The organism is Meiothermus rufus DSM 22234 (assembly GCF_000423425.1).
GTDB lineage: Bacteria > Deinococcota > Deinococci > Deinococcales > Thermaceae > Meiothermus > Meiothermus rufus.
The window spans coordinates 1-18661 of record NZ_AUHY01000006.1 but is presented as its reverse complement, the minus strand read 5'-3'; the positions used below and the strand labels follow the sequence as shown (position 1 = coordinate 18661).

General features: G+C 63.6%; 20 protein-coding genes and 1 tRNA gene. 13 read left to right on the top strand and 8 right to left on the bottom strand.

The annotated features are described in order from the left end of the window. Positions 1–3: 3 nt before the first annotated feature. From kynU to G552_RS0101265, 8 genes are all read left to right on the top strand, one after another. The gene (kynU, locus tag G552_RS0101300; protein ID WP_027881368.1) at positions 4–1230 is read left to right on the top strand and encodes a kynureninase; all 1227 of its coding nucleotides are present in this window, start codon (positions 4–6) and stop codon (positions 1228–1230) included. A gap of 10 nt (positions 1231–1240) precedes the next feature. Further along, entirely contained in the window at positions 1241–2068 is an 828-nt protein-coding gene (kynA, locus tag G552_RS0101295) for a tryptophan 2,3-dioxygenase (RefSeq protein ID WP_027881367.1), read from the top strand. 68 nt (positions 2069–2136) lie between these two features. Then, complete coding sequence (locus G552_RS0101290) at positions 2137–3300, top strand: ABC transporter substrate-binding protein (protein WP_027881366.1); 1164 nt, start codon at positions 2137–2139, stop codon at positions 3298–3300. Positions 3301–3309: 9 nt separating this feature from the next. Beyond that, positions 3310–4230: a branched-chain amino acid ABC transporter permease gene (locus G552_RS0101285; RefSeq protein WP_027881365.1), complete on the top strand. Its 921-nt coding sequence runs from the start codon at positions 3310–3312 to the stop codon at positions 4228–4230. Positions 4231–4239: 9 nt separating this feature from the next. Beyond that, on the top strand, positions 4240–5163 hold the full coding sequence (locus tag G552_RS0101280; RefSeq protein WP_027881364.1) for a branched-chain amino acid ABC transporter permease: 924 nt from the start codon (positions 4240–4242) through the stop codon (positions 5161–5163). Continuing rightward, positions 5160–5912 carry an ABC transporter ATP-binding protein gene (locus tag G552_RS0101275; RefSeq protein WP_027881363.1) on the top strand — a complete coding sequence of 251 codons (753 nt, stop codon included), beginning with the start codon at positions 5160–5162 and terminating at the stop codon, positions 5910–5912. Before G552_RS0101280 ends, G552_RS0101275 begins: the two co-directional genes overlap by 4 nt. After that, entirely contained in the window at positions 5909–6619 is a 711-nt protein-coding gene (locus tag G552_RS0101270; protein WP_027881362.1) for an ABC transporter ATP-binding protein, read from the top strand. Before G552_RS0101275 ends, G552_RS0101270 begins: the two co-directional genes overlap by 4 nt. Positions 6620–6897: 278 nt before the next feature. Then, entirely contained in the window at positions 6898–7815 is a 918-nt protein-coding gene (locus tag G552_RS0101265) for an alpha/beta hydrolase (RefSeq protein ID WP_245575076.1), read from the top strand. On the opposite strand, the gene G552_RS0101260 is transcribed toward G552_RS0101265, so the two are convergent. The 3 genes from G552_RS0101260 to rplJ form a co-directional block, all read right to left on the bottom strand. Next, positions 7812–8948: an NAD(P)/FAD-dependent oxidoreductase gene (locus tag G552_RS0101260; protein ID WP_027881360.1), complete on the bottom strand. Its 1137-nt coding sequence runs from the start codon at positions 8946–8948 to the stop codon at positions 7812–7814. The genes G552_RS0101265 and G552_RS0101260 overlap by 4 nt on opposite strands. Before the next feature lie 78 nt (positions 8949–9026). After that, the gene (gene rplL, locus G552_RS0101255; protein WP_027881359.1) at positions 9027–9407 is read right to left on the bottom strand and encodes a 50S ribosomal protein L7/L12; all 381 of its coding nucleotides are present in this window, start codon (positions 9405–9407) and stop codon (positions 9027–9029) included. Positions 9408–9426: 19 nt separating this feature from the next. After that, complete coding sequence (gene rplJ / locus G552_RS0101250) at positions 9427–9951, bottom strand: 50S ribosomal protein L10 (RefSeq protein ID WP_027881358.1); 525 nt, start codon at positions 9949–9951, stop codon at positions 9427–9429. 270 nt (positions 9952–10221) lie between these two features. Here rplJ and G552_RS0101245 point away from each other — a divergent pair, with 270 nt between their 5' ends. Further along, positions 10222–10941, top strand: a complete 720-nt coding sequence (locus G552_RS0101245) for a DUF58 domain-containing protein (RefSeq protein WP_027881357.1) — start codon at positions 10222–10224, stop codon at positions 10939–10941. Positions 10942–10983: 42 nt separating this feature from the next. Here the strand turns inward: G552_RS0101245 and G552_RS0101240 are convergent, their stop codons facing one another. Genes G552_RS0101240 through G552_RS0101230 form a run of 3 tightly spaced genes read right to left on the bottom strand, consistent with a single transcriptional unit; the run spans position 10984 to position 14428 of the window. Beyond that, positions 10984–11736, bottom strand: a complete 753-nt coding sequence (locus G552_RS0101240) for a hypothetical protein (RefSeq protein WP_027881356.1) — start codon at positions 11734–11736, stop codon at positions 10984–10986. Between the two features lie 27 nt (positions 11737–11763). Beyond that, positions 11764–13290, bottom strand: a complete 1527-nt coding sequence (gene guaA, locus G552_RS0101235) for a glutamine-hydrolyzing GMP synthase (protein WP_027881355.1) — start codon at positions 13288–13290, stop codon at positions 11764–11766. A gap of 40 nt (positions 13291–13330) precedes the next feature. Continuing rightward, positions 13331–14428 (bottom strand): hypothetical protein, encoded by a 1098-nt coding sequence (locus tag G552_RS0101230; protein WP_027881354.1) that lies wholly within the window; start codon positions 14426–14428, stop codon positions 13331–13333. A gap of 174 nt (positions 14429–14602) precedes the next feature. On the opposite strand from G552_RS0101230, the gene G552_RS0101225 reads away from it, so the two are divergent. The 3 genes from G552_RS0101225 (at position 14603) to G552_RS0101215 (ending at position 16592) form a co-directional block, all read left to right on the top strand. Further along, on the top strand, positions 14603–14971 hold the full coding sequence (locus tag G552_RS0101225) for a hypothetical protein (RefSeq protein ID WP_027881353.1): 369 nt from the start codon (positions 14603–14605) through the stop codon (positions 14969–14971). A gap of 90 nt (positions 14972–15061) precedes the next feature. After that, entirely contained in the window at positions 15062–15679 is a 618-nt protein-coding gene (locus G552_RS0101220; RefSeq protein ID WP_027881352.1) for a uracil-DNA glycosylase, read from the top strand. 1 nt (position 15680) lies between these two features. After that, on the top strand, positions 15681–16592 hold the full coding sequence (locus G552_RS0101215; RefSeq protein ID WP_027881351.1) for an EamA family transporter: 912 nt from the start codon (positions 15681–15683) through the stop codon (positions 16590–16592). Here G552_RS0101215 and purH read toward each other — a convergent pair. Next, positions 16582–18087: a bifunctional phosphoribosylaminoimidazolecarboxamide formyltransferase/IMP cyclohydrolase gene (purH, locus tag G552_RS0101210; protein WP_027881350.1), complete on the bottom strand. Its 1506-nt coding sequence runs from the start codon at positions 18085–18087 to the stop codon at positions 16582–16584. The two genes, G552_RS0101215 and purH, sit on opposite strands and share 11 nt — an antisense overlap. A 47-nt stretch (positions 18088–18134) precedes the next feature. Here purH and G552_RS0101205 point away from each other — a divergent pair, with 47 nt between their 5' ends. Continuing rightward, entirely contained in the window at positions 18135–18533 is a 399-nt protein-coding gene (locus G552_RS0101205) for a GatB/YqeY domain-containing protein (protein ID WP_027881349.1), read from the top strand. A 13-nt stretch (positions 18534–18546) separates the two neighbouring features. Here G552_RS0101205 and G552_RS0101200 read toward each other — a convergent pair. Further along, a tRNA-Leu gene (locus G552_RS0101200) sits at positions 18547–18632 on the bottom strand. Between the last annotated feature and the right edge of the window lie 29 nt (positions 18633–18661).

Genomic DNA, 18661 nt, shown 5'->3' with positions numbered 1-18661 from the left:
CCTATGCCAACCCCCATCCACACCCTCGACCGGACCGACCCCCTACGGCACAAGCGGGCCGAGTTCGTCCTGCCCCCTGGGGTGATCTACCTGGACGGCAACTCGCTGGGCGCCCTGCCCCGGCGGGTACTGGGCCACCTCGAGCAGGTGGTGGCCCAGCAGTGGGGCCAGGACCTGATCCGTAGCTGGAACCGCCACGGCTGGATCGACCTGCCCCAGCGGGTCGGGGCCAAGATCGCCCGGCTGATTGGGGCCAAGCCAGAGGAGGTGGTGGCCGCCGACTCCACCTCGGTCAATCTCTTCAAACTGCTGCTAGCTGCTTTGCGGCTTCGGGCGGGGCGCAAGGTTATCGTTTCGGAGCGGGACAACTTCCCCACCGACCTGTACATCGCCCAGGGAGTGGCCCGGCTGCTAGAAGGCTACGAGCTAAGCCTGGTCGACAAGGAGGGCCTCGAGGCCGCCCTGGACGACCAGACCGCGGTGCTGCTGCTGACCGAGGTGGACTACCGCACCGGCTACCGCCACGACATGGCCCACCTGACCCGGCTGGCCCACCAGCACGGCGCCCTGGTGCTGTGGGATCTGGCCCACAGCGCGGGGGCCTTCCCGGTGGCGCTTAATCGGCACCAGGTGGACTTCGCAGTGGGCTGCGGCTACAAGTACCTGAACGGCGGCCCCGGTGCTCCGGCCTTTTTGTTCGTGGCCGAGCGGCACCAGCCATCGGTGGTGCCCTTCCTTTCGGGCTGGATGGGCCACCAGAACCCCTTTGCCTTCATGCCGGAGTACACCCCCGCCGAGGACATCCGCCGCCTGATGGTGGGCACCCCCAGCATCCTCTCGCTCTGTGCACTGGACGCGGCCCTCGAGGTCTTCGCCGACGTGGATCTGGAAACCGTGCGGCAGAAGTCGCTGGGCCTTACCGATCTGTTTATCGAGCGCATGGAGCCCCTGGCCCGGCGCTACGGCCTCCGCCTGGCCACCCCCTTGGAGCACCATCGGCGGGGCAGCCAGGTCTCCTACCGCCACCCCGAGGGCTACGCCATCATGCAGGCCCTGATCGACCAGGGGGTCATCGGCGACTTCCGCGCCCCAGACATCCTGCGCTTTGGCTTCACCCCGCTTTACCTGCGCTATGCCGACGTGGTGGAGGCGGTAGAACGGCTAAAGCGGGTACTCGAGCAGGCCCTCTGGAAAGACCCTCACTACCAGGCCCGGGCCAAAGTGACCTGAAGGGGATGCCATGAAGGACGAGATCTATACCCAGGCCCACACCGACTTCGGCCAGGATTTGTCCTACGGCGACTACCTGCGGCTTGAGCAGGTGCTATCGGCCCAGCACCCCCTTACCCCGGCCCACGACGAGATGCTCTTCATCCTGATCCACCAGGTGCAGGAGCTATGGCTGAAGCTCATCATCCACGAGCTGGAAGCCGCCATGGGGCTGCTGGCCCAGGGGGTAGTAGACCCGGCCCTCAAGATGCTCACCCGGGTCTGCCGGGTCCAGGAGCAGATGAGCCGGAGCTGGGAGGTGCTCAAGACCATGACCTCCGCCGACTACCTGAAGTTCCGCTGGGCCTTTGGGCGGGCCTCGGGCTTCCAGTCGTACCAGTATCGCCTGGTGGAGTTTCTGCTGGGCAACAAAGTGCCTTTCATGATGCGGCCCCACCGGCACCAGCCCGCCCACCACCAGCGGCTGGAAGAGGCCCTCAAAGCCCCCAGCCTCTACGACCTGACCCTGCGCCTGCTCGCCGCCCGGGGGCTGCCGTTGCCTGCCGAGGTGCTGGAGCGCGACTACACCCAGCCCTACCAGGCCCACCCTGCGGTGCTGCAGGCCTGGCTACAGGTCTACCACCAGCCCGAGGAGCACTGGGAGCTTTACTACCTGGCCGAAAAGCTGGTTGACCTCGAGGACAACTTCCGCCGCTGGCGCTTCAACCACCTGACCACCGTCGAGCGCACCATCGGCCACAAGCCTGGCAGCGGGGGCACCGCCGGGGTGCCCTATTTGAAGCGGGCCCTGGAGGTCGTGCTCTTCCCCGAGCTGTGGCAGGTGCGCACCGAGCTATGAGTGAGGCTCAACAAATCATGGCAAACCCGGTATCATGCCTCAAACACGGCAAGCCCTAGGAGGTAAGGATGAAAAAAGTGCTCTGGTTGTTGGTTTTCTTGGGGTTGGTTGGTTTTTCCCTGGCCCAGCCGCGCAGCGTCAAGGTGGGCTTCGTCAGCACCCTCTCCGGTGGCGGGGCCGCCTTGGGCATCGACGCCCGCGACGGCTTCAACCTGGCGGTGCGGCTTTTGAACAACCAGCTAGGCGGCCTGCCGGTGGAGGTTCTGATCGCCGACGACCAGCAGAACCCCGACGTGGCCCGTCAGGCGGTGGACCGGATGCTCAAGCGCGACCGGGTCGACTTCCTCACCGGTATCATCTTCTCCAACATCCTGCTGGCGGTAGGCGAGGCCATCTTCGAGGAAAAGGTCTTCTACATCAGCCTGAACGCCGGCCCCTCGGAGTACGCCGGGGAGCGCTGCAGCCCCTACTTCTTCAACGCCGCCTGGCAGAACGACAATCTGCACGAGGCCATGGGGCAGTATGTCCAGACCCGCCGCTTCGAAAACGTCTTCCTGCTGGCCCCCAACTACCCTGCCGGGCGCGACGCCCTGACCGGCTTTAAGCGCTTCTACAGGGGCCGGGTGGTGGCCGAGGTGTACCACCGCCTCAACCAGCTCGACTTCTCCGCCGAGATTGCCCAGATTCGGGCCGCTAGGCCCAGAGCGGTCTACGCCTTCGAGCCCGGGGCCATGGGGGTTAACTTCATCAAGCAGTATGCCGAAGCGGGCCTGATGCGGGAGATTCCCCTCTTTCTGCCCGGTTTCTCTGCCGATGCCGACGTCATCCGGGCGGTGGGCCGGGCTTTGGTGGGGGTCTACAACAGCTCGCAGTGGGCCCTCGAGCTCAACAACCCGGTGAACCAGCGCTTTGTGGAGGAGTTCCGCAAGGCCTATGGCCGCACCCCCACCCTCTACGCCTCGCAAGGCTACGACACCGCCCTGATGCTGGATGCGGCCATCCGGGCGGTGGGCGGCGACCTGAGCAAAAAAGACGAGCTGCGCAAGGCTTTTTTGGCCGGCTTTAACAGCACTCGAGGCCCCCTGAAGTTCAACCCCAACGGCTACCCCATCCAGAATTACTACCTGCGCCAGGTGATCCAGGCCCCCAATGGCGAGATCGTCAACCGGCTGGTGGGCACCATCTTCACCAACCACAGCGACGCCTACGTATCGCAGTGCAAGCTGCGCTAACCCGTCCCTATGCCCCCTTCTTTGTTCCTAGAACAGATGCTGAACGGCCTGCAGTTTGGCCTGATGCTCTTTCTGCTCGCGGCCGGCCTGACCCTGGTCTTTGGCATCATGGACATGATCAACCTGGCCCACGGCTCGCTGTACATGATCGGGGCCTACCTGACCGCCACCTTGGTGGGCCTCACCGGGGTCTTCTGGCTGGCGGTGGTGCTGGCGGTGCTGGGCACGGCCCTGATTGGGATGCTGCTCGAGGTCTCCATCCTGCGCCAGCTCTACCGGCGGGACCACCTTTCCCAGGTACTGGCCACCTTTGCCCTGATCCTCATCCTCAACGAGGGGGTACGGCTCATCTGGGGCTCCCAGCCCTTGCTGCTCTCGGCCCCCGAAGGGCTTTCGGGGCCGGTGGAAATTCTGCCGGGCCTCTTCTACTCGGCTTTTCGCCTGACCATCATTGCGGTCGGGCTGGCGGTAGCGGTGCTGCTTTTGCTCTTGGTCAACCACACCCGAGCCGGCATGTGGCTGCGGGCCGGGGCCTCAAACCGGGAGATGGCCCAGGCCATGGGGGTACCCATCAAGCCCCTCTTCACCCTGCTGTTTGGGGTGGGCGCGGCCCTTTGCGCGGTGGCCGGGGCTTTCCTGGGCCCCATTCTGGCCGTGCAGGTGGGCATGGGCGAGAGCATTCTGATACTGGCCTTTGTGGTGATTGTGATTGGGGGCATCGGTTCGATCAAGGGGGCACTGGTGGGGGCCTTGCTGGTAGGCATTGTGGACACCGCCGGGCGGGCCTTTCTACCCCTGCTGCTAGGGCAGGTGGCCTCGCCCGAGGTGGCCTCCAACCTGGGCCCGGCCCTGGCCTCCATCCTGATCTATCTGCTGATGGCGGTGGTGCTCTTCTTCAAGCCCCAGGGCCTGTTCCCAGCGCGCACCTAGGAGTACCGGATGTTGCGAAAGGGATGGCTCTTACTGCTTTTGGGCCTGCTTTTGGCCTTTCCCCCCGTAGCCAGCGCGACCGGCCTCGAGTTCTACATGGGCCTGCTGACCAAGATCATGATCTTCGCCCTGGCCGCCAGCAGCCTCAACCTGATCCTGGGTTACGGCGGTATGGTCAGTTTCGGCCATGCAGCCTACTTCGGGGTGGGGGCCTACACCGTGGCCATCCTGACCCGCGAAGGACTGACCTCGGCCTGGGTGATCTGGCCGGTGGCCCTGGCGCTGTGTGCCCTGCTGGCCTTCTTGATTGGGGCCATCTCTTTGCGCACCCGGGGGGTCTACTTCATCATGATTACCCTGGCTTTTGCCCAGATGATCTACTTCGTGGTGGTCTCCTTCAAACAGTACGGCGGCGAGGATGGGCTTAGGGCAAGGCGGCCCGAGTTCGGTCTGTTCGAGCTCAACGACACCACCCTCTACTACCTCACCCTGGGCGTGCTGGCGGCTTGCCTGTACGGGCTTTACCGCCTGGTGGGCTCGAGGTTTGGCCGGGTACTGCAGGCCATCCGGGAAAACGAGTCGCGCACCGCAGCTTTGGGCTACCCGGTCTACTACTTCCAGCTTTTGGCCTTCGTGCTGGCTGGAACGCTGGCCGGGCTGGCCGGGGTACTGATGGCCCACTACACCCAGTACGCCTCCCCCAACCTGCTGGCCTGGCAGCAGTCCGGCCACCTGATGATGATGGTCATCCTGGGTGGGGTGGGGCAGTTCTGGGGCGGGGTGCTGGGCGCGGTGGTGCTGTCGCTGGTGGAGGAGGTGCTGCAAGACCTGACCATCCACTGGCAGCTTGGGGTGGGGGTGATCCTGCTGCTGGTGGTGCTGTTTGCCCCCAAGGGCTTAGCCGGGCTATGGCGCCGGAGGAAGGGTCTATGAGCCTCCTGGTGCTAGAGGGCCTCAGCAAGCAGTTTGGCGGCCTGGCCGCGGTAAACAACTGCCACCTGCAGGTCGAGGCCGGCCAGATTCACGCCCTGATCGGCCCCAACGGGGCAGGAAAAACCACCCTGATCAACCTCATCAGCGGGGCCTTGCCCCCCACCCGGGGCCGGATTTACTTCGACGGGCAGGAGATTACCTCCCTGCCGCAGCACCGGCGGGTGCGGCTGGGCCTGGCCCGCACCTTCCAGATCACCAACCTCTACAAAAACTACACCGTGCTGGAGAACCTCGAGCTGGCCGTACAGGCCCGCCTGGGCAGCAGCTTCCGCTTCTGGCAGCCGGTGTCGCGCGAGAGAGGCCTGCGGGAAGAGGCAGAGAAGGTCTCCGAGCTCTTGGGCCTGAGCGCCCGCAACCACACCCCGGTGGCCCAGCTCTCCCACGGCGAGCAGCGGCAGCTCGAGGTGGGCCTGGCCCTGGCCTGCCAGCCCAAGCTGTTGCTTCTGGACGAGCCCATGGCCGGGCTGGGGCTCGAGGAGTCCGAGCGCATGGTCGAACTCATCGCCCGGCTGGGGCAAAGCCTTTCCATCCTGCTGATCGAACACGATATGAACGCGGTCTTTCGCCTGTCAGCGCGTATCTCGGTGCTGGTCTACGGCCAGGTCATCGCCTCGGGTCCCCCCGAGGAAATCCGCGCCAACCCCGAGGTGCACAAAGCCTATCTGGGCGACGAAGGAGGGGCTTTGTGAATCCACTGCTGGAAATCCGGGGACTCCAGACCGCCTACGGCCCCAGCCAGGTGCTCTTCGACGTCCACCTGGAGATTCTACCGGGCCAGGTCGCCACCCTGCTGGGCCGCAACGGGATGGGCAAGACCACCACGGTGCGCTCCATTATGGGCCTGACCCCACCCCGCGCCGGCCAGATTCGCTTCGCCGGCGCGCGCATCGACGGCCTGCCGCCCGAGCAGATCGCCGCCCGGGGCATTGCCCTGGTGCCGGAGGGCCGGCAGATCTTCCCCAACCTTACCGTGAAGGAGAACCTGGTGGCCTTTGCCGCCAACCGCAACCAAAGCCCCAACCCCTGGACCCTCTCGCGGATCTACGCGCTTTTCCCCCGCCTGAAGGAGCGCCAGCACCACCTGGGCTACCAGCTTTCCGGCGGCGAGCAGCAGATGCTGGCCATTGGCCGGGCCCTGATGACCAACCCCCGGCTGCTCATCCTGGACGAGGCCACCGAAGGCCTGGCCCCCCTGTTGCGCCAGGAAATCTGGCGCGCTTTGCGCCTCCTCAAGGAAAGCGGCCAGACCATCCTGGTCATCGACAAGTACATCGAGCGGCTTATCGCCCTGGCCGACCAGCACACCATCCTGGAGCGAGGGCGGGTGGTCTGGCAGGGCGACTCCCAGGCCCTCCGGCACCAGCCCGAGGTATGGAAGCGGTATCTGAGCGTTTAGAGAAGAGGGGGCGTGGGGGGCTATAATCCCCCGGTTTTCAAACCGGGGGATTGCGCCGCGCTCGGCGTCGGCGCAATCTGACCCTCACGTCCACCGCAGGTGGACTGCTGTGTTGGACAACAGGTATGCTACAATTCCCTATGGGGACGCAAGTCCCCGGCGAACCTTGAAACTTGGGGTAGGGGGTTCCACCGGGTAGTCCGGTGGGTAAAACTCCAAACGCAAACCCATGGCAGAGCTTGAGCATAGCGCTCGCCTGCCGATACGGAGTCAAGGTATTGCGTCGCGATGCGATGCTGGGCCTGGACGGGGCCTTCGGGCATAGCCATGCTATGATTCCCGAGAAGCCCTGGACTTTAGTCCGGGGAGTCGTCACGAGCAAGATGGAACCCTCCTGGCACGAACTCCAGTACAACCCCCGGCTCTCGGTACCCGAGCATGCCGAATACTTCCGCCGCTGGGCCGAGGATTCCCGGGCCGCGCGGGCGCAGCTAGCCTACCGGGCCAACCTGGCCTATGGCCCCGGGCCTAAGGAGACCCTCGACCTCTTTCCCGCACAAAAAAGCCGCCTCCTGCTGGTCTTCATCCACGGTGGCTACTGGCGGGCCTTCGACAAGGACGACTTCTCCTGGCTAGCCCCACCCCTGGTGGAGGCAGGCCTTAGCCTGGCGGTGCTGAACTACCCCCTGTGCCCTGCAGTCAGCCTGGCCGAGATCACCGAGCAGTGCCGCCGGGCGGTAGCCTGGCTTTACCACCAGGCCCCTCGCTACGGGGCCGACAGCCAGCGCATGGTTCTTAGCGGGCACTCCGCCGGGGGACACCTGACCGCCGAGCTATTCGCCACCCAGTGGGCCGACTACGGTGTGCCAGACCAGGCCATTGTGGGGGGGCTGGCCCTCAGCGGCCTGTTCGACCTGACGCCCCTTCTTCAGGTCTCGGTCAACGCCGACCTACGGCTAGACAGCGCCCAGGCTCGAGCCTGTAGCCCGGTTCATAAAAAGCCCACCCTCCCCGCCCCGCTGGTGCTGGCGGTGGGGGCCCTCGAGTCCAGCGAGTTTCACCGTCAGAGCCAGCTCTTGCACCAGGCCTGGCCGCAGAACTGCCCCGAGGTGATGGTGCTGCCCGGCTACCACCACTTCAACATCCTAGAGGCCCTGGCCAACCCCCAAAGCCCCCTATGGCGGGCCTTGGGCTAGACGATGTTCTTTTCCACCAACCGCTTTTCCCTTAGGAAGCGCTCGTAGCGCAAAGGCGTGATGTCTAGGCTCTGGGCTTGGCCCAGAACAATTTCCTCGGCCATCAGGCGGCCCACCATGGCGGCCTGCTGCACCCCGTGGCCGGAGAAGCCGCAGGCGTTCACCCAGCCTTCCACGCCCGGCATATGCCCCAGGATGGGATTGTGGTCGGGGGTGATCTCGTAGTAGCCCCACCAGCTAGCCCTTTGGTCGAGCTGAAGGCGCTCTAGCCAGGGGAAGCGGGCCAGGCCCACCTCCAGGGTGGGCTCGAGCCAGGCCCAGTCCATGCCTTCCTGGAAGCCCAGGTCGGCGGGGTTGCTGCGGCCAAAAATCAGCCGGTCGTGTTCGGGGCGAAACCAGAAGCCGCTGGAAAGGTCGATGGTCAGGGGATGCCAGTAGGGGTGTGGCACCGGTGCGGTGCAGAAGACCATCCGCCGGGCCGGCTCTACCGGAATGGAAAGCTCCGCCCGCCGGCCCACCTCGCCGGCCCAGGCCCCCGCGGCATTCAGCACGTAGCGGGCCGTAAAAAGGCCCCTCGAGGTCTGCACCTGCCAACCAACGCCATCGGGTTCGGCGGCCAGAAACTCGGTCCCGGTATAAAGTTCGGCCCCCAGCGCCCGCGCCCGGTGCAAATACGCCAGGCAGATGCCGTGGGGGTCTACGATGCCGTCGGCAGGGCCGTAGGTCGCCCCCCGGATGGGCTCTAGGCCCTTTGCCAGCGGTAAAAAGTTGAACCACTCCTGGGCTGCCTCGAGGTCGCGCACCTCCACCGGCACGCCCAGTTGCTGTTGCAGCGCCACGCCCTCCAGGTGCGCGGCCCACTGGCCTTCGGGTACCAAAAGCAAGTAGCCAATGGGCCGGTAGGCCGCCTCGGGCATCTGCCGGTACTCCTGAATGGAGTGCCAGGACAGAAGAATATTGGTGGCCTCGGTAAATTGCACCCGCACCCCCGCAGCGCTCTTGCCGGTGGAGCCCATAGCCGGAGCCGGGGCCCGCTCGAGCACCCCCACCCGCAACCCCCGTTCGGCTAGGCGGTAGGCACAGGCCGCCCCGATAATCCCTGCCCCCACAATCAGCACATCGTAGCCAGACATCACGCTCACTATAAAACAAAAAGCCCCTAGCCGAAGCCAGGGGCACAGGCCAGCGCAGGGCCCTACGGTCGCAAGAGCTTACTTGAGCTCCACCTTGGCGCCAGCGTCCTCGAGCTGCTTCTTGATCTTCTCGGCTTCCTCTTTGGAAACACCTTCCTTGACCACACCGCCAGCCTCGGCCAGGTCCTTGGCCTCCTTCAGGCCCAGTCCGGTGATGGCCCGGAGCTCCTTGATGACGTTGAGCTTCTGGGCCCCAGCTTCCTTCAGGATCACATCAAACTCCGTCTTCTCTTCCGCCGCCGGGGCTGCCGCACCCGCCGCTGCACCCGGCATAGCCACCGCCACCGGGGCCGCCGCGGTTACACCCCACTCCTCCTTGAGCTCATCAATGAGTTGCTTGAGTTCCAGCACGGTTGCATTGGAGAGTTGAGCCTTGATCGCAGCAATATCCAAAGCCATTTCCTTCCTCCTTTTTGGCCTAGGCGGCCTCTAGTTTCTGTACCTGGGCTTCCAAAATGCCCACCAGTTCCTGTGCCTTTGCTCCCAGTACACCCACGAAATTGGACATCGTGGCCGAGAGCACACCAACAAGTTCGGCCTGCAGCTCCTTCTGGCTGGGCAGGTCGGCCAAGGCCTCTACCTGCTGGCCCGTGAGGGCCTGTCCTGCCAGCAGGCCCGCCTTAAAGGCAGGAATGCCTTTATCGTTCGTCTTGGCGAACTCTTTTAGAGCCTTGGCTACCGCGGCAGGGTCTTGGAAAACTACCACCGCTGAAGGCCCTTGCAGGCCTTCGATCTCCGGTAGGCCCAGCTCGCTCAGGGCTTTGCGGATAAGGGTGTTCTTGGCGACGAAAAGCTCGCCCCCCTTCTCCCGCACTACCCGGCGGAGCTTGCCGGTTGGCCCTGCCTCGAGCCCCTGATAGTTCACCAAGAAGAACGAGCCTTCCGCCTGCTTGAGCATGGCGGTCAGCGCCTCGAGTTTTTCGATGTTGCGCTTGCTAGGCAAAGTTCCTCCTAGTCTAGGCCTTAGAGCTGGAGCTTAGGTCTTGCGCAAGACCTAAAAGCCAGCCTTCAGCCCGGCTCTTTTGGGATTAGGGACTCCCAAGCCTATAGCTGCAAAGAACGCTTCCCTACTAGCGCCTCGGCGACATGATTAAGGCGTAGGCCCGTCGCTGTCTTTGGCTGCTCTGGCCGTCTGGCCTATGCGAGCACCAAATGGGGATATTAGCACCTCTCCGCCAAACTTACAACCATGGGGTGTACCATCGGTGGCAGGATGACCCGCTACCGCATCCGCATCCGCCCCACCCAACCGCTAGCCGGCGAGCGCAGCCAGGCCCGGCCCGGTCGAGGATTGGAGTTCTATGAGTTGCGGGGTTATGCCCAGGGTGACGAGCCCCGCTTCATCGACTGGCGGGCCTATGCCCGTACAGGCCGGCTTTACACCCGAATCTTCCAAAACGAGGCCCCTGCCCGCTTTACCTTTTTCCTAGACGGCTCCCCTAGCATGCAGCTCTTCGGTAAGGAGGCTTATGCCCAGCGGGTTTTGCGCCTACTGGCTGGCCTAGCCCGTACCGAAGGAGCATGGCTATGGGGTGCGGGGCGCTACCGGGGCCAGCCCCGGCCCCAGGCCGAAGGTCCTTCCGTACTGCTCCGTTTCCCCCGACCCACCGGGGTCACGGTGCTCATTACCGATGGACTCGACGCGTTAGACTGGTCGCGGCTGCTGCAAAAGCTACAGCGTGTGGTGCTGGTACAGGTTATGGCCCCTGAAGAGCTGGCGCCTAGCTTTGGCGAGACCCTGCTACAGGACGTGGAAACCGCCCAGCGCCTCGAGGTAGGCCCGGCTGAGGTCAAAGCCTATCAGGAGGCTCTGGAAAAACACCTTTTGCGCCTGCGCACTGTGGCCCGCCGACTGGGCAGCTATGCCTTGCTGCGGGTGGGCGATCCCATTCTGCCCGCCCTGCTGCGACAGGGGGTTCTGGAAGAGCGCTAGCCTACCCTATCGAAGCAAGATAGGCTCTTACCAAGGGTGGTATCAAAGGGTGAAGGCCTCCGGGGGCAAGGCATAGCCAAGGGGCTCGAGCAAGGCCGACAGGTGAAAGCGTTGGAACTCCTCTGGAGGCACATATTCCCCAATCTGGCGCAACGCCTCGGCAGGCAGGGGGCTGAGGGCAATTAAGCGATGGTACGGCTGGAGCAGACCCAAGGGAAGACTGCCCCCAAGGTACAGAATGAGATCAGCCTGGCGGGCCACCCCCGCCGCCTGAGCCAAAGAGACCGCCACCACCCCCTGCTGGGGCGAGGGAAGCAAGCGCAAAAAGCTCTCGCCTTGGGCAAAACTCTGGGCCATAAGCGAGACTTTGCCCAGGCCCCGCAGCCCCAGGGCCAGCTCGGGGCGGAGGGGCCCCAACCACAAGGCCTGGTCGCCTAGGGCATAGCGACGGATCAGCTGGGCCAGGGCCAAGGCCTCCTGGTAAAACCCTCGGGTTCCGCTGGGCTCAGGCACCACCAGGTCAACCCGACGGGCCTGGGCGGCCTCGGCCTCGAGGTGGGCCACAAGGTCTAAAGCCAGCGCCTGTAGGCCGGGGTCCTCTATAGCTGCGGCACGAAAGCCCAAAGGCCAAAGCCCCCTTAGGGCGGCCTCGAGGGCAGGGCCAACCTGGCTGGGGTAGACAAATAGCGGCAAATCCAGGCTAAGCGAGGCCGCCAGCAGCGGTGGATACCACCGGCTATGGCCCTGGTGCAGCACCACCAACGGGCGGGTTGCGCTATAGTCAGAAGCGTGCATTGCCCCTAATCTACACTGGCTTAAGGCTTACTCCCATTCGATGGTGGCCGGAGGCTTACTAGTAATGTCGTAAACCACCCGGCCAACCTCCGGTACCTGGCGGGTAATCTTGCGGGCCACCTCGTCCAAAAACTCCAGCGGCAGCCGGGCCCAGTCGGCGGTCATGAAGTCTGTGGTGGAAACCGCCCGCAGGCCCAGCACGTAGCCGTAGCTACGCTCATCCCCTACCACGCCCACGCTTTGCAAGGGCGTAAGGATGGCCGCAGCCTGGGAAACCTGGTCATAAAGGCCCCAATCGCGCAGGCTGGAGATGAAGATATCGTCGGCCCGGCGCAGAATATCCAACCTTTGCGGGGTCACCTCCCCCAAGATGCGGATGGCCAGGCCGGGGCCAGGAAAGGGGTGGCGCATTCGAATAGGCTCGGGCAAACCCAAAAGCAAGGCCAGTTCGCGCACCTCATCTTTGAAGAGGTAGCGGAAGGGCTCGAGCAGCTCAAACTGGAGGTCAGGGGGTAGGCCACCCACATTGTGATGGCTCTTGATGTTGGCGCTGCCCTCGCCACCCCCCGCCGACTCGATGACATCGGGATAAAGGGTACCCTGGGCCAGCCAGCGGTAGCCCTGCGCGGAAAGCCGCCGGGCCTCGCGCTCGAAAACCCGGATAAACTCTCGGCCCACAATCTTGCGCTTTTCCTCGGGGTCGGTAACCCCTTGCAACGCGGCCAAAAACTGGGCCGAGGCCTCCACCACTCGTAGGGCCTGGCCCAGCGGGCGCAAAGCCTGCTCCACCTCGTGCCGCTCGTTGAGCCGCAGCAGACCATGATCCACAAAAACCGCGGTGAGCTGGTCGCCGATGGCTTGGGAGAGCAGCAGGGCCAGGGTGGAGGAGTCTACCCCCCCCGAAACCGCCAGTAAAACCTTATCGGAGCCTACCTTGGTGCGAATCTCGGCGATTAGGTTTTCCAGGGTGTGCTGGGGAGTCCAGTCCCGACTGACCCCAGCCAGGCTCAGGAAGTTCTCCAGCACCTGCATGCCCTTGGGGCTGTGTACCACCTCGGGGTGGAACTGCACGCCAAAGGTTCGTCCATCCGGTGCCGCAATCGCTGCCACCGGGTTTTCCTCGGTACTAGCGACTACCTGCCAACCAGGGGGCAGCGCGGTCACTGCGTCAGAGTGGGACATCCACATCTGCAGTTCGCCCTCGAGGCCCGCGAAAAGCGGCCCGGTGTGGAAAATCAGGTGGGCCTTGCCGTACTCGCGCCGCCCGGCCCGCTCCACCCGGCCCCCGTAGTGCTGGCTGAGGTACTGCATGCCATAACAGATACCCAGCACCGGCCAGCCCTGCGCCAATACCCCAGGTGCTGGCTTTGGGCTGGCTGGATCGAAAACCGAGGCTGGCCCCCCAGAGAGAATCAGGGCCTGGGGGTTCTCAGCCTGGATGCGCTCGAGGCTGGCAGTTCCCGGTAGGATTACTGAGTAGGCCCGCAGCTCTCGGATACGCCGGGCAATCAGCCGGGTATACTGCGAGCCAAAGTCGAGAATAACCACGCTCATGCCAGCAGCATACGGCCTGGCCAATACAGGCGTCGAGCGCCTAGCGCAGTTGGATGGTAACCCCGCCAGGATTGGGCACCTCGATGAGGGCATCTACTGGGGCCCGGCCCGGCACCCGCACCCGGATGCGGTAAATCCCTGGGCGGTCGAAGGTCACCTCTCCCGGCAGCTCGGCTAGCTCGACCCCTAGGGGCATAGCTGAGCCCTCGGGGGCTTCCAGCACGGCCAGCGAGGCACGGGCCGCGGAAGGCTCGAGGCGAAACACCACCGGATAGCCCGTGGCCCGAGGGGAAGGCGGAGGCCGATAACGCCACCACAGGCCCACCCCCCCCAGCAACAAGAAAAGCGGAACCAGCCAAAGCCAGAAAAGCAAGGCCCGGCGGCTGGTTTGGGGTGGCTCAAGCACCTCGAAAGGCGGCTCGAGGCGCTCCTCAATGCGAATGCGGCGGGGCGGCGGGGGTGGGGGCGGGGGGGGTTCTTCCTGTTCCACCTTGAGGGACTTGTTGGGCGGGGGGGAAGCCGCAGAAGAAGGCTCCGTCGGTGCACTCTCCTGTGCTGTGGGAGCCACCTCGGCCTCGGGTGCAGCGATAAAAGCCTCGAGCTGCTCCAGCAGTTGGGCGTGCCCCACCTGCCCAGTCAAATAGCCCTCCAGTACCTCCCGCCAGGGCAGGGTAGGGTAGGTTTCCTTCGCGATGGCCCGTATGGCCTGCAGTAAACCGGAAAAATCCCAGCGCTGCTCTGGGACTTCCACCCCCACCCCGCCCAACCAGGCCCGGCTCCCCCGCACCCAGATAAGCTCGGGAATGATCCGCCCAATGGGAATGTCCTGCGCGCGGGCCTGTTCGAGCAACCCCACCAGTTGCTTGACCCACTGGGCCAGCCGCACAGGCTCCACCTGGCCCACCAGCCAGGAAGCCTGTACTGCCCCCACTGGTACCTCGGCAATCCAGGCCTGCTCGAGGTGGTCTATCCAGGGCAAGGCCTGGGCAAAAGCCAGCCTGGGCGGCTCCCCACTACAGGGCCTGAAGGCCAGCACCTCAATGCCGGTTCGCACATCCTGGCCCTCGTAAACCTCGGTTGCACCCCCCTCGGGCAGGGCCAAGGGCCCGCGCAACAAGTAGTGCCCCAGGCTTTCCATATAAGGCAGTATAGCCTGCCAGAGCCGCCTTCCCCCGACCCTTAAAACCCTGAGCTTACCCAAAAAGCATTCCTATTACACCGCGTTGACACCCTATTTTTGGGAATCCTATAATCGCTTCGGTAGTATCAACCTAATCCTCGCCCCAGGGGTTTAGCGTTGAAAGGAGCCAGGATGGAGTACAAGGTGACCCTCTCCACCGAGGAAATCGTGCGCGGTCTCAAGCACTATCGCCGTATTGCCAAACAAGACGTCCTCCGGGCGCCGGAAACCCCCAACCCCGAGGTTTTCCGCCTGCACGCCGAAGCCCGGCGGGAAATCTACGCCAAGCTGGCTGAGGTGGCCGAAACCCAGGGGCCTGATGCAGTGGTGGCGCAGGCTTTGGAAATGTACCAGTCCCTGCCGTTCGTCACTGGCACTGCCGAGGATGCCCACCCCGAGATCAAAGGCCAGGAGAACGCCCTGGAGAATTTCTTCCTGATGATTGGGCTAGACCCTAAGGTGCGTCGGGAAGCCCGCAAAGCCCGCAAACCCCTGGAGTAAGCCCGTACCTCGTAGAAGACTGCGACCGAGCCGGCTCATAACCAGCACCACCAGGGGTGGCTCCACCGTCCACCCCTCCTCTTTTTGCCTATGAACCTCGAGCTGCTTGCTGCCCAAGCCAAAGCCTGCGTGGCCTGTGCGCTATCGCGCCAGCGAACCCACGTCGTTTTCGGCGAAGGCAACCCCGATGCCAAGCTGATGATCGTCGGTGAAGGCCCCGGCGAAGAAGAAGACCTGCAGGGCCGTCCCTTTGTGGGACGCAGCGGGCAACTGCTGGACAAAATCCTCGAGGCTGCCGGCATTCCCCGCACCAGTGTGTACATCACCAACATCGTCAAGTGTCGCCCTCCACAAAACCGAGTGCCCGACCCCCTCGAGGCCAAAACCTGCACCACGCTGTGGCTGATTAAGCAGATTCAAATCGTGCGCCCTCAGATCATCATCCCCCTGGGGGCTACCGCGCTGGAGTTCTTTGCTGGAGAGAAGCTCTCCATCACCAAGGTACGGGGGAAGTTCTTTGAATGGCAGGGCATCAAGGTCTTCCCCATGTTTCACCCGGCTTACCTGCTGCGCAACCCCTCGCGCGAGCCCGGCAGCCCCAAACACCTCACCTGGCTGGACATCCAGCTGGTGAAAAAAACCCTCGACGAACTCGGCCCCAAGCAAGGGGTAGAGATCAAGGCCATCCAGCAAGACCCCCTCTTCTAACATGACCTTCTCCCGCGTTGGCCTTTTCCACCTGGGGGTGGTTTACCTGGTCTGGAGCAGCACCTACCTGGCGTTCAAGCTAGGGTTGATGTATGGCTTTGCCCCCTTCTGGATGGGGGCCACCCGCTTCATCCCTGCCGCACTATTGCTCTTGGCTTTTGCCGCTTGGCAGGGCTGGCGGGTTCGGTTAAAGCGAGCCGAGGTGGGCATGTTGGCTTTGTCGGGGGCTATGCTTTGGCTGGGGGGTAACGGCCTTATTTTGCTGGCCACCCAGTACGTCCCTTCGGGCTACGTAGCCCTGATGATCTCCACCTCTCCTATCTGGGCTGCCCTTTTGGAGGGGCTTTTACACCGCAAGCGCCCCCCGGGCCTCCTGGTGCTGGGCTTGCTGGTGGGGCTCTTGGGCATCCTGGCCCTGAACGTACCCAAGCTCAGCCAAGGGGCCCCCACCCATCTATTGGCCTTTTTTCTGCTTTTGCTTTCCCCCTTTTTCTGGGCCAGCGGCACCCTTTACACCCAACGCCAAAGCAGCCGGCTCGAGCACACCCCCATCCACCCGGTGGTGGTCTCGGGCTACCAGCAGCTATTCGGTGGCCTGGGGTTCTTGCTGCTATCGGCCCTCCTGGGCGAAAACTGGCAAGGGGCCACCCTGGCAGGCTGGGCGGTTAACCTCTACCTGATCGTCTTTGGCTCGCTGATCGCCTACACCTCCTACATCCTGGCGGTGCGGCTGCTCCCCTTGAGCTTGGTCACCACCTACGCGTATGTCAACCCGGTCATTGCCCTTTTGCTGGGTTGGCTGGTCTTGCGCGAACCTTTAGGCCTTTGGACCTGGGTGGGCGCGGGACTGGTACTTTTGGGGGTGGGGCTGGTCTTTCGCAGCCAGATGCGGCCCACTCCCGTCAGTGCTTGAAATGGCGCGAGCCGGTGAAAACCATGGCTAAACCCAGCTCGTTGCAAGCCGCAATCACCTCGGCATCGCGCTTGGCTCCGCCCGGCTGCACAATGGCCCGCACCCCCGCTGCCGCTGCGGCCCGCACCACATCATCGAAAGGGAAGAAAGCCTCGGAGGCCAGTACCGCTCCTTGAGCCAGGGGGCCGGCGTTTTGGATAGCCCGCTCAGCAGCCCAGATGCGGCTCACCGCCCCGGTACCTAGGCCCACCGTGGCCCCATCCTTGGCCAGCACCACGCTGTTGGAGCGGGCGTGCTTGACCACATACCAGGCGAACTTTAGGTCCAAGAGTTCTTCAGCGGTAGGGATGCGCTCGGTGACGTAGCGAAGCTCTACATCTTCCCAGCGCCGGCGGTCGCGCTCCTGGGCCAAAAAGCCCCCCAGCAAGGGGCGAAACTCGCGTAAGTCGGCGTCTTCCTGGCCCGCGACCAGCACCCGCAGGTCGGGCTTCTTACTGCGGAACCATTCCAAAGCCTCCGGGCTTACCGCGGGGGCAATCAGCACCTCGAGGAAAGTACCCCGCATGGCCATGGCGGTCTCGAGGTCTACGGGGCGGTTGAGAGCCACCACCCCACCAAATACCGAGAGGGTATCGGCATCGCGGGCCCTTTCCCAGGCTACTTTGGGGTTATCAGCCAGGGCCACCCCGCAAGGGTTAGCGTGCTTTACCACAACGCAGGCCGGCAGGTCGAACTCCTGTACCAAGGCCCAGGCCGCTTCAGCATCGGCGTAGTTATTGAAACCCATAGGCTTCCCCGCCAGTACCTGGGCCTGCAATACCGGCCCACTCTGGCCCTCCAAGGCATACAAAGCCGCTTCCTGGTGGGGGTTTTCCCCATAGCGTAGCTCCACCGGCAGGCGCTTGAGGGTAAGGAGCTGGGTCTGAGGGAACTTCTCAAAGGCTAGAAAGTTGGCAATGGCAGCATCGTAAGCTGCGGTATGGGCAAAAGCTTTGTAGGCCAACTGCCGGCGAAACTCGCCGCTGATGCCGTTTCGCAAGGCCTCGAGCACCCTCGGGTAATCGGCCGGGTCGCAGACTGGCAGCACTACCGGGTGGTTTTTGGCCGCCGCCCGCAACATAGCAGGCCCTCCAATATCGATGTTCTCTAGGCATTCCTCGAAAGGGGCACCTCGAGCCAGGGTCTCGCGAAAGGGATAAAGATTCACACACAACAGCTCGATGCGGCTTATGTTGTGGGCCTGCAGCTCAGCTTCGTGCGCTGGGGTCTTGGTCGCCAGTAGGCCCGCGTGGATGTGAGGATGCAAGGTCTTGACCCGCCCGTCCAGAATTTCGGGAAAGCCGGTCACCTGAGAAACATAGGTCACAGGAAGCCCTGCACCCTGCAGCACCCGATAGGTTCCACCGGTGGAAACCAGCTCAAAACCCAGTTCCAACAAACCAGCGGCAAAATCTACCAAACCCGTCTTATCCGAGACAGACAGAAGCGCACGCATACCCGGCCCATCATACCGCGCAAGCAAAAGTGCACTAGACTAAGAATATGAGTAGCAGCATCTACGAGCGCATCAAAAGGGAAATCGCCGAGGCCATGAAACGGGGCGACACGGCCAGCCGCGACTTCGCCCGGGTGGTCAAAGCAGAGTTCGACCGTAAAGGCGATGGCCGCCCTCTACCCGATACCGAGGCAGTCAAAATTCTGAAGGCCCTGCGGGCTACCGCGGAGGAAAACAACAACTCCTTCGAGCTAGCCTTCATCGACCGCTACTTGCCGCAGGAGATGAGCGAGAAAGAAATCGAAGCCTGGCTACGGGCCAACGTAGACTTCTCCTCGCTCAAGTCGCCTATGGCTGCCGTGGGCATTGCCACCAAAGCCCTAGGCCCGGTGGCCCCGGGGGAGCGGGTACGCAAAGTAGTGGAAAAAATTGTGAAGGAGGGCTAGCCCTCCCAAAAGCTGGTGCCGGGAATGGGACTCGAACCCACACGCCCTTGCGGGCAACGGATTTTAAGTCCGTAGCGTCTACCATTCCGCCATCCCGGCAGACACAAGCAATAGTTTAGCCCCAAGGT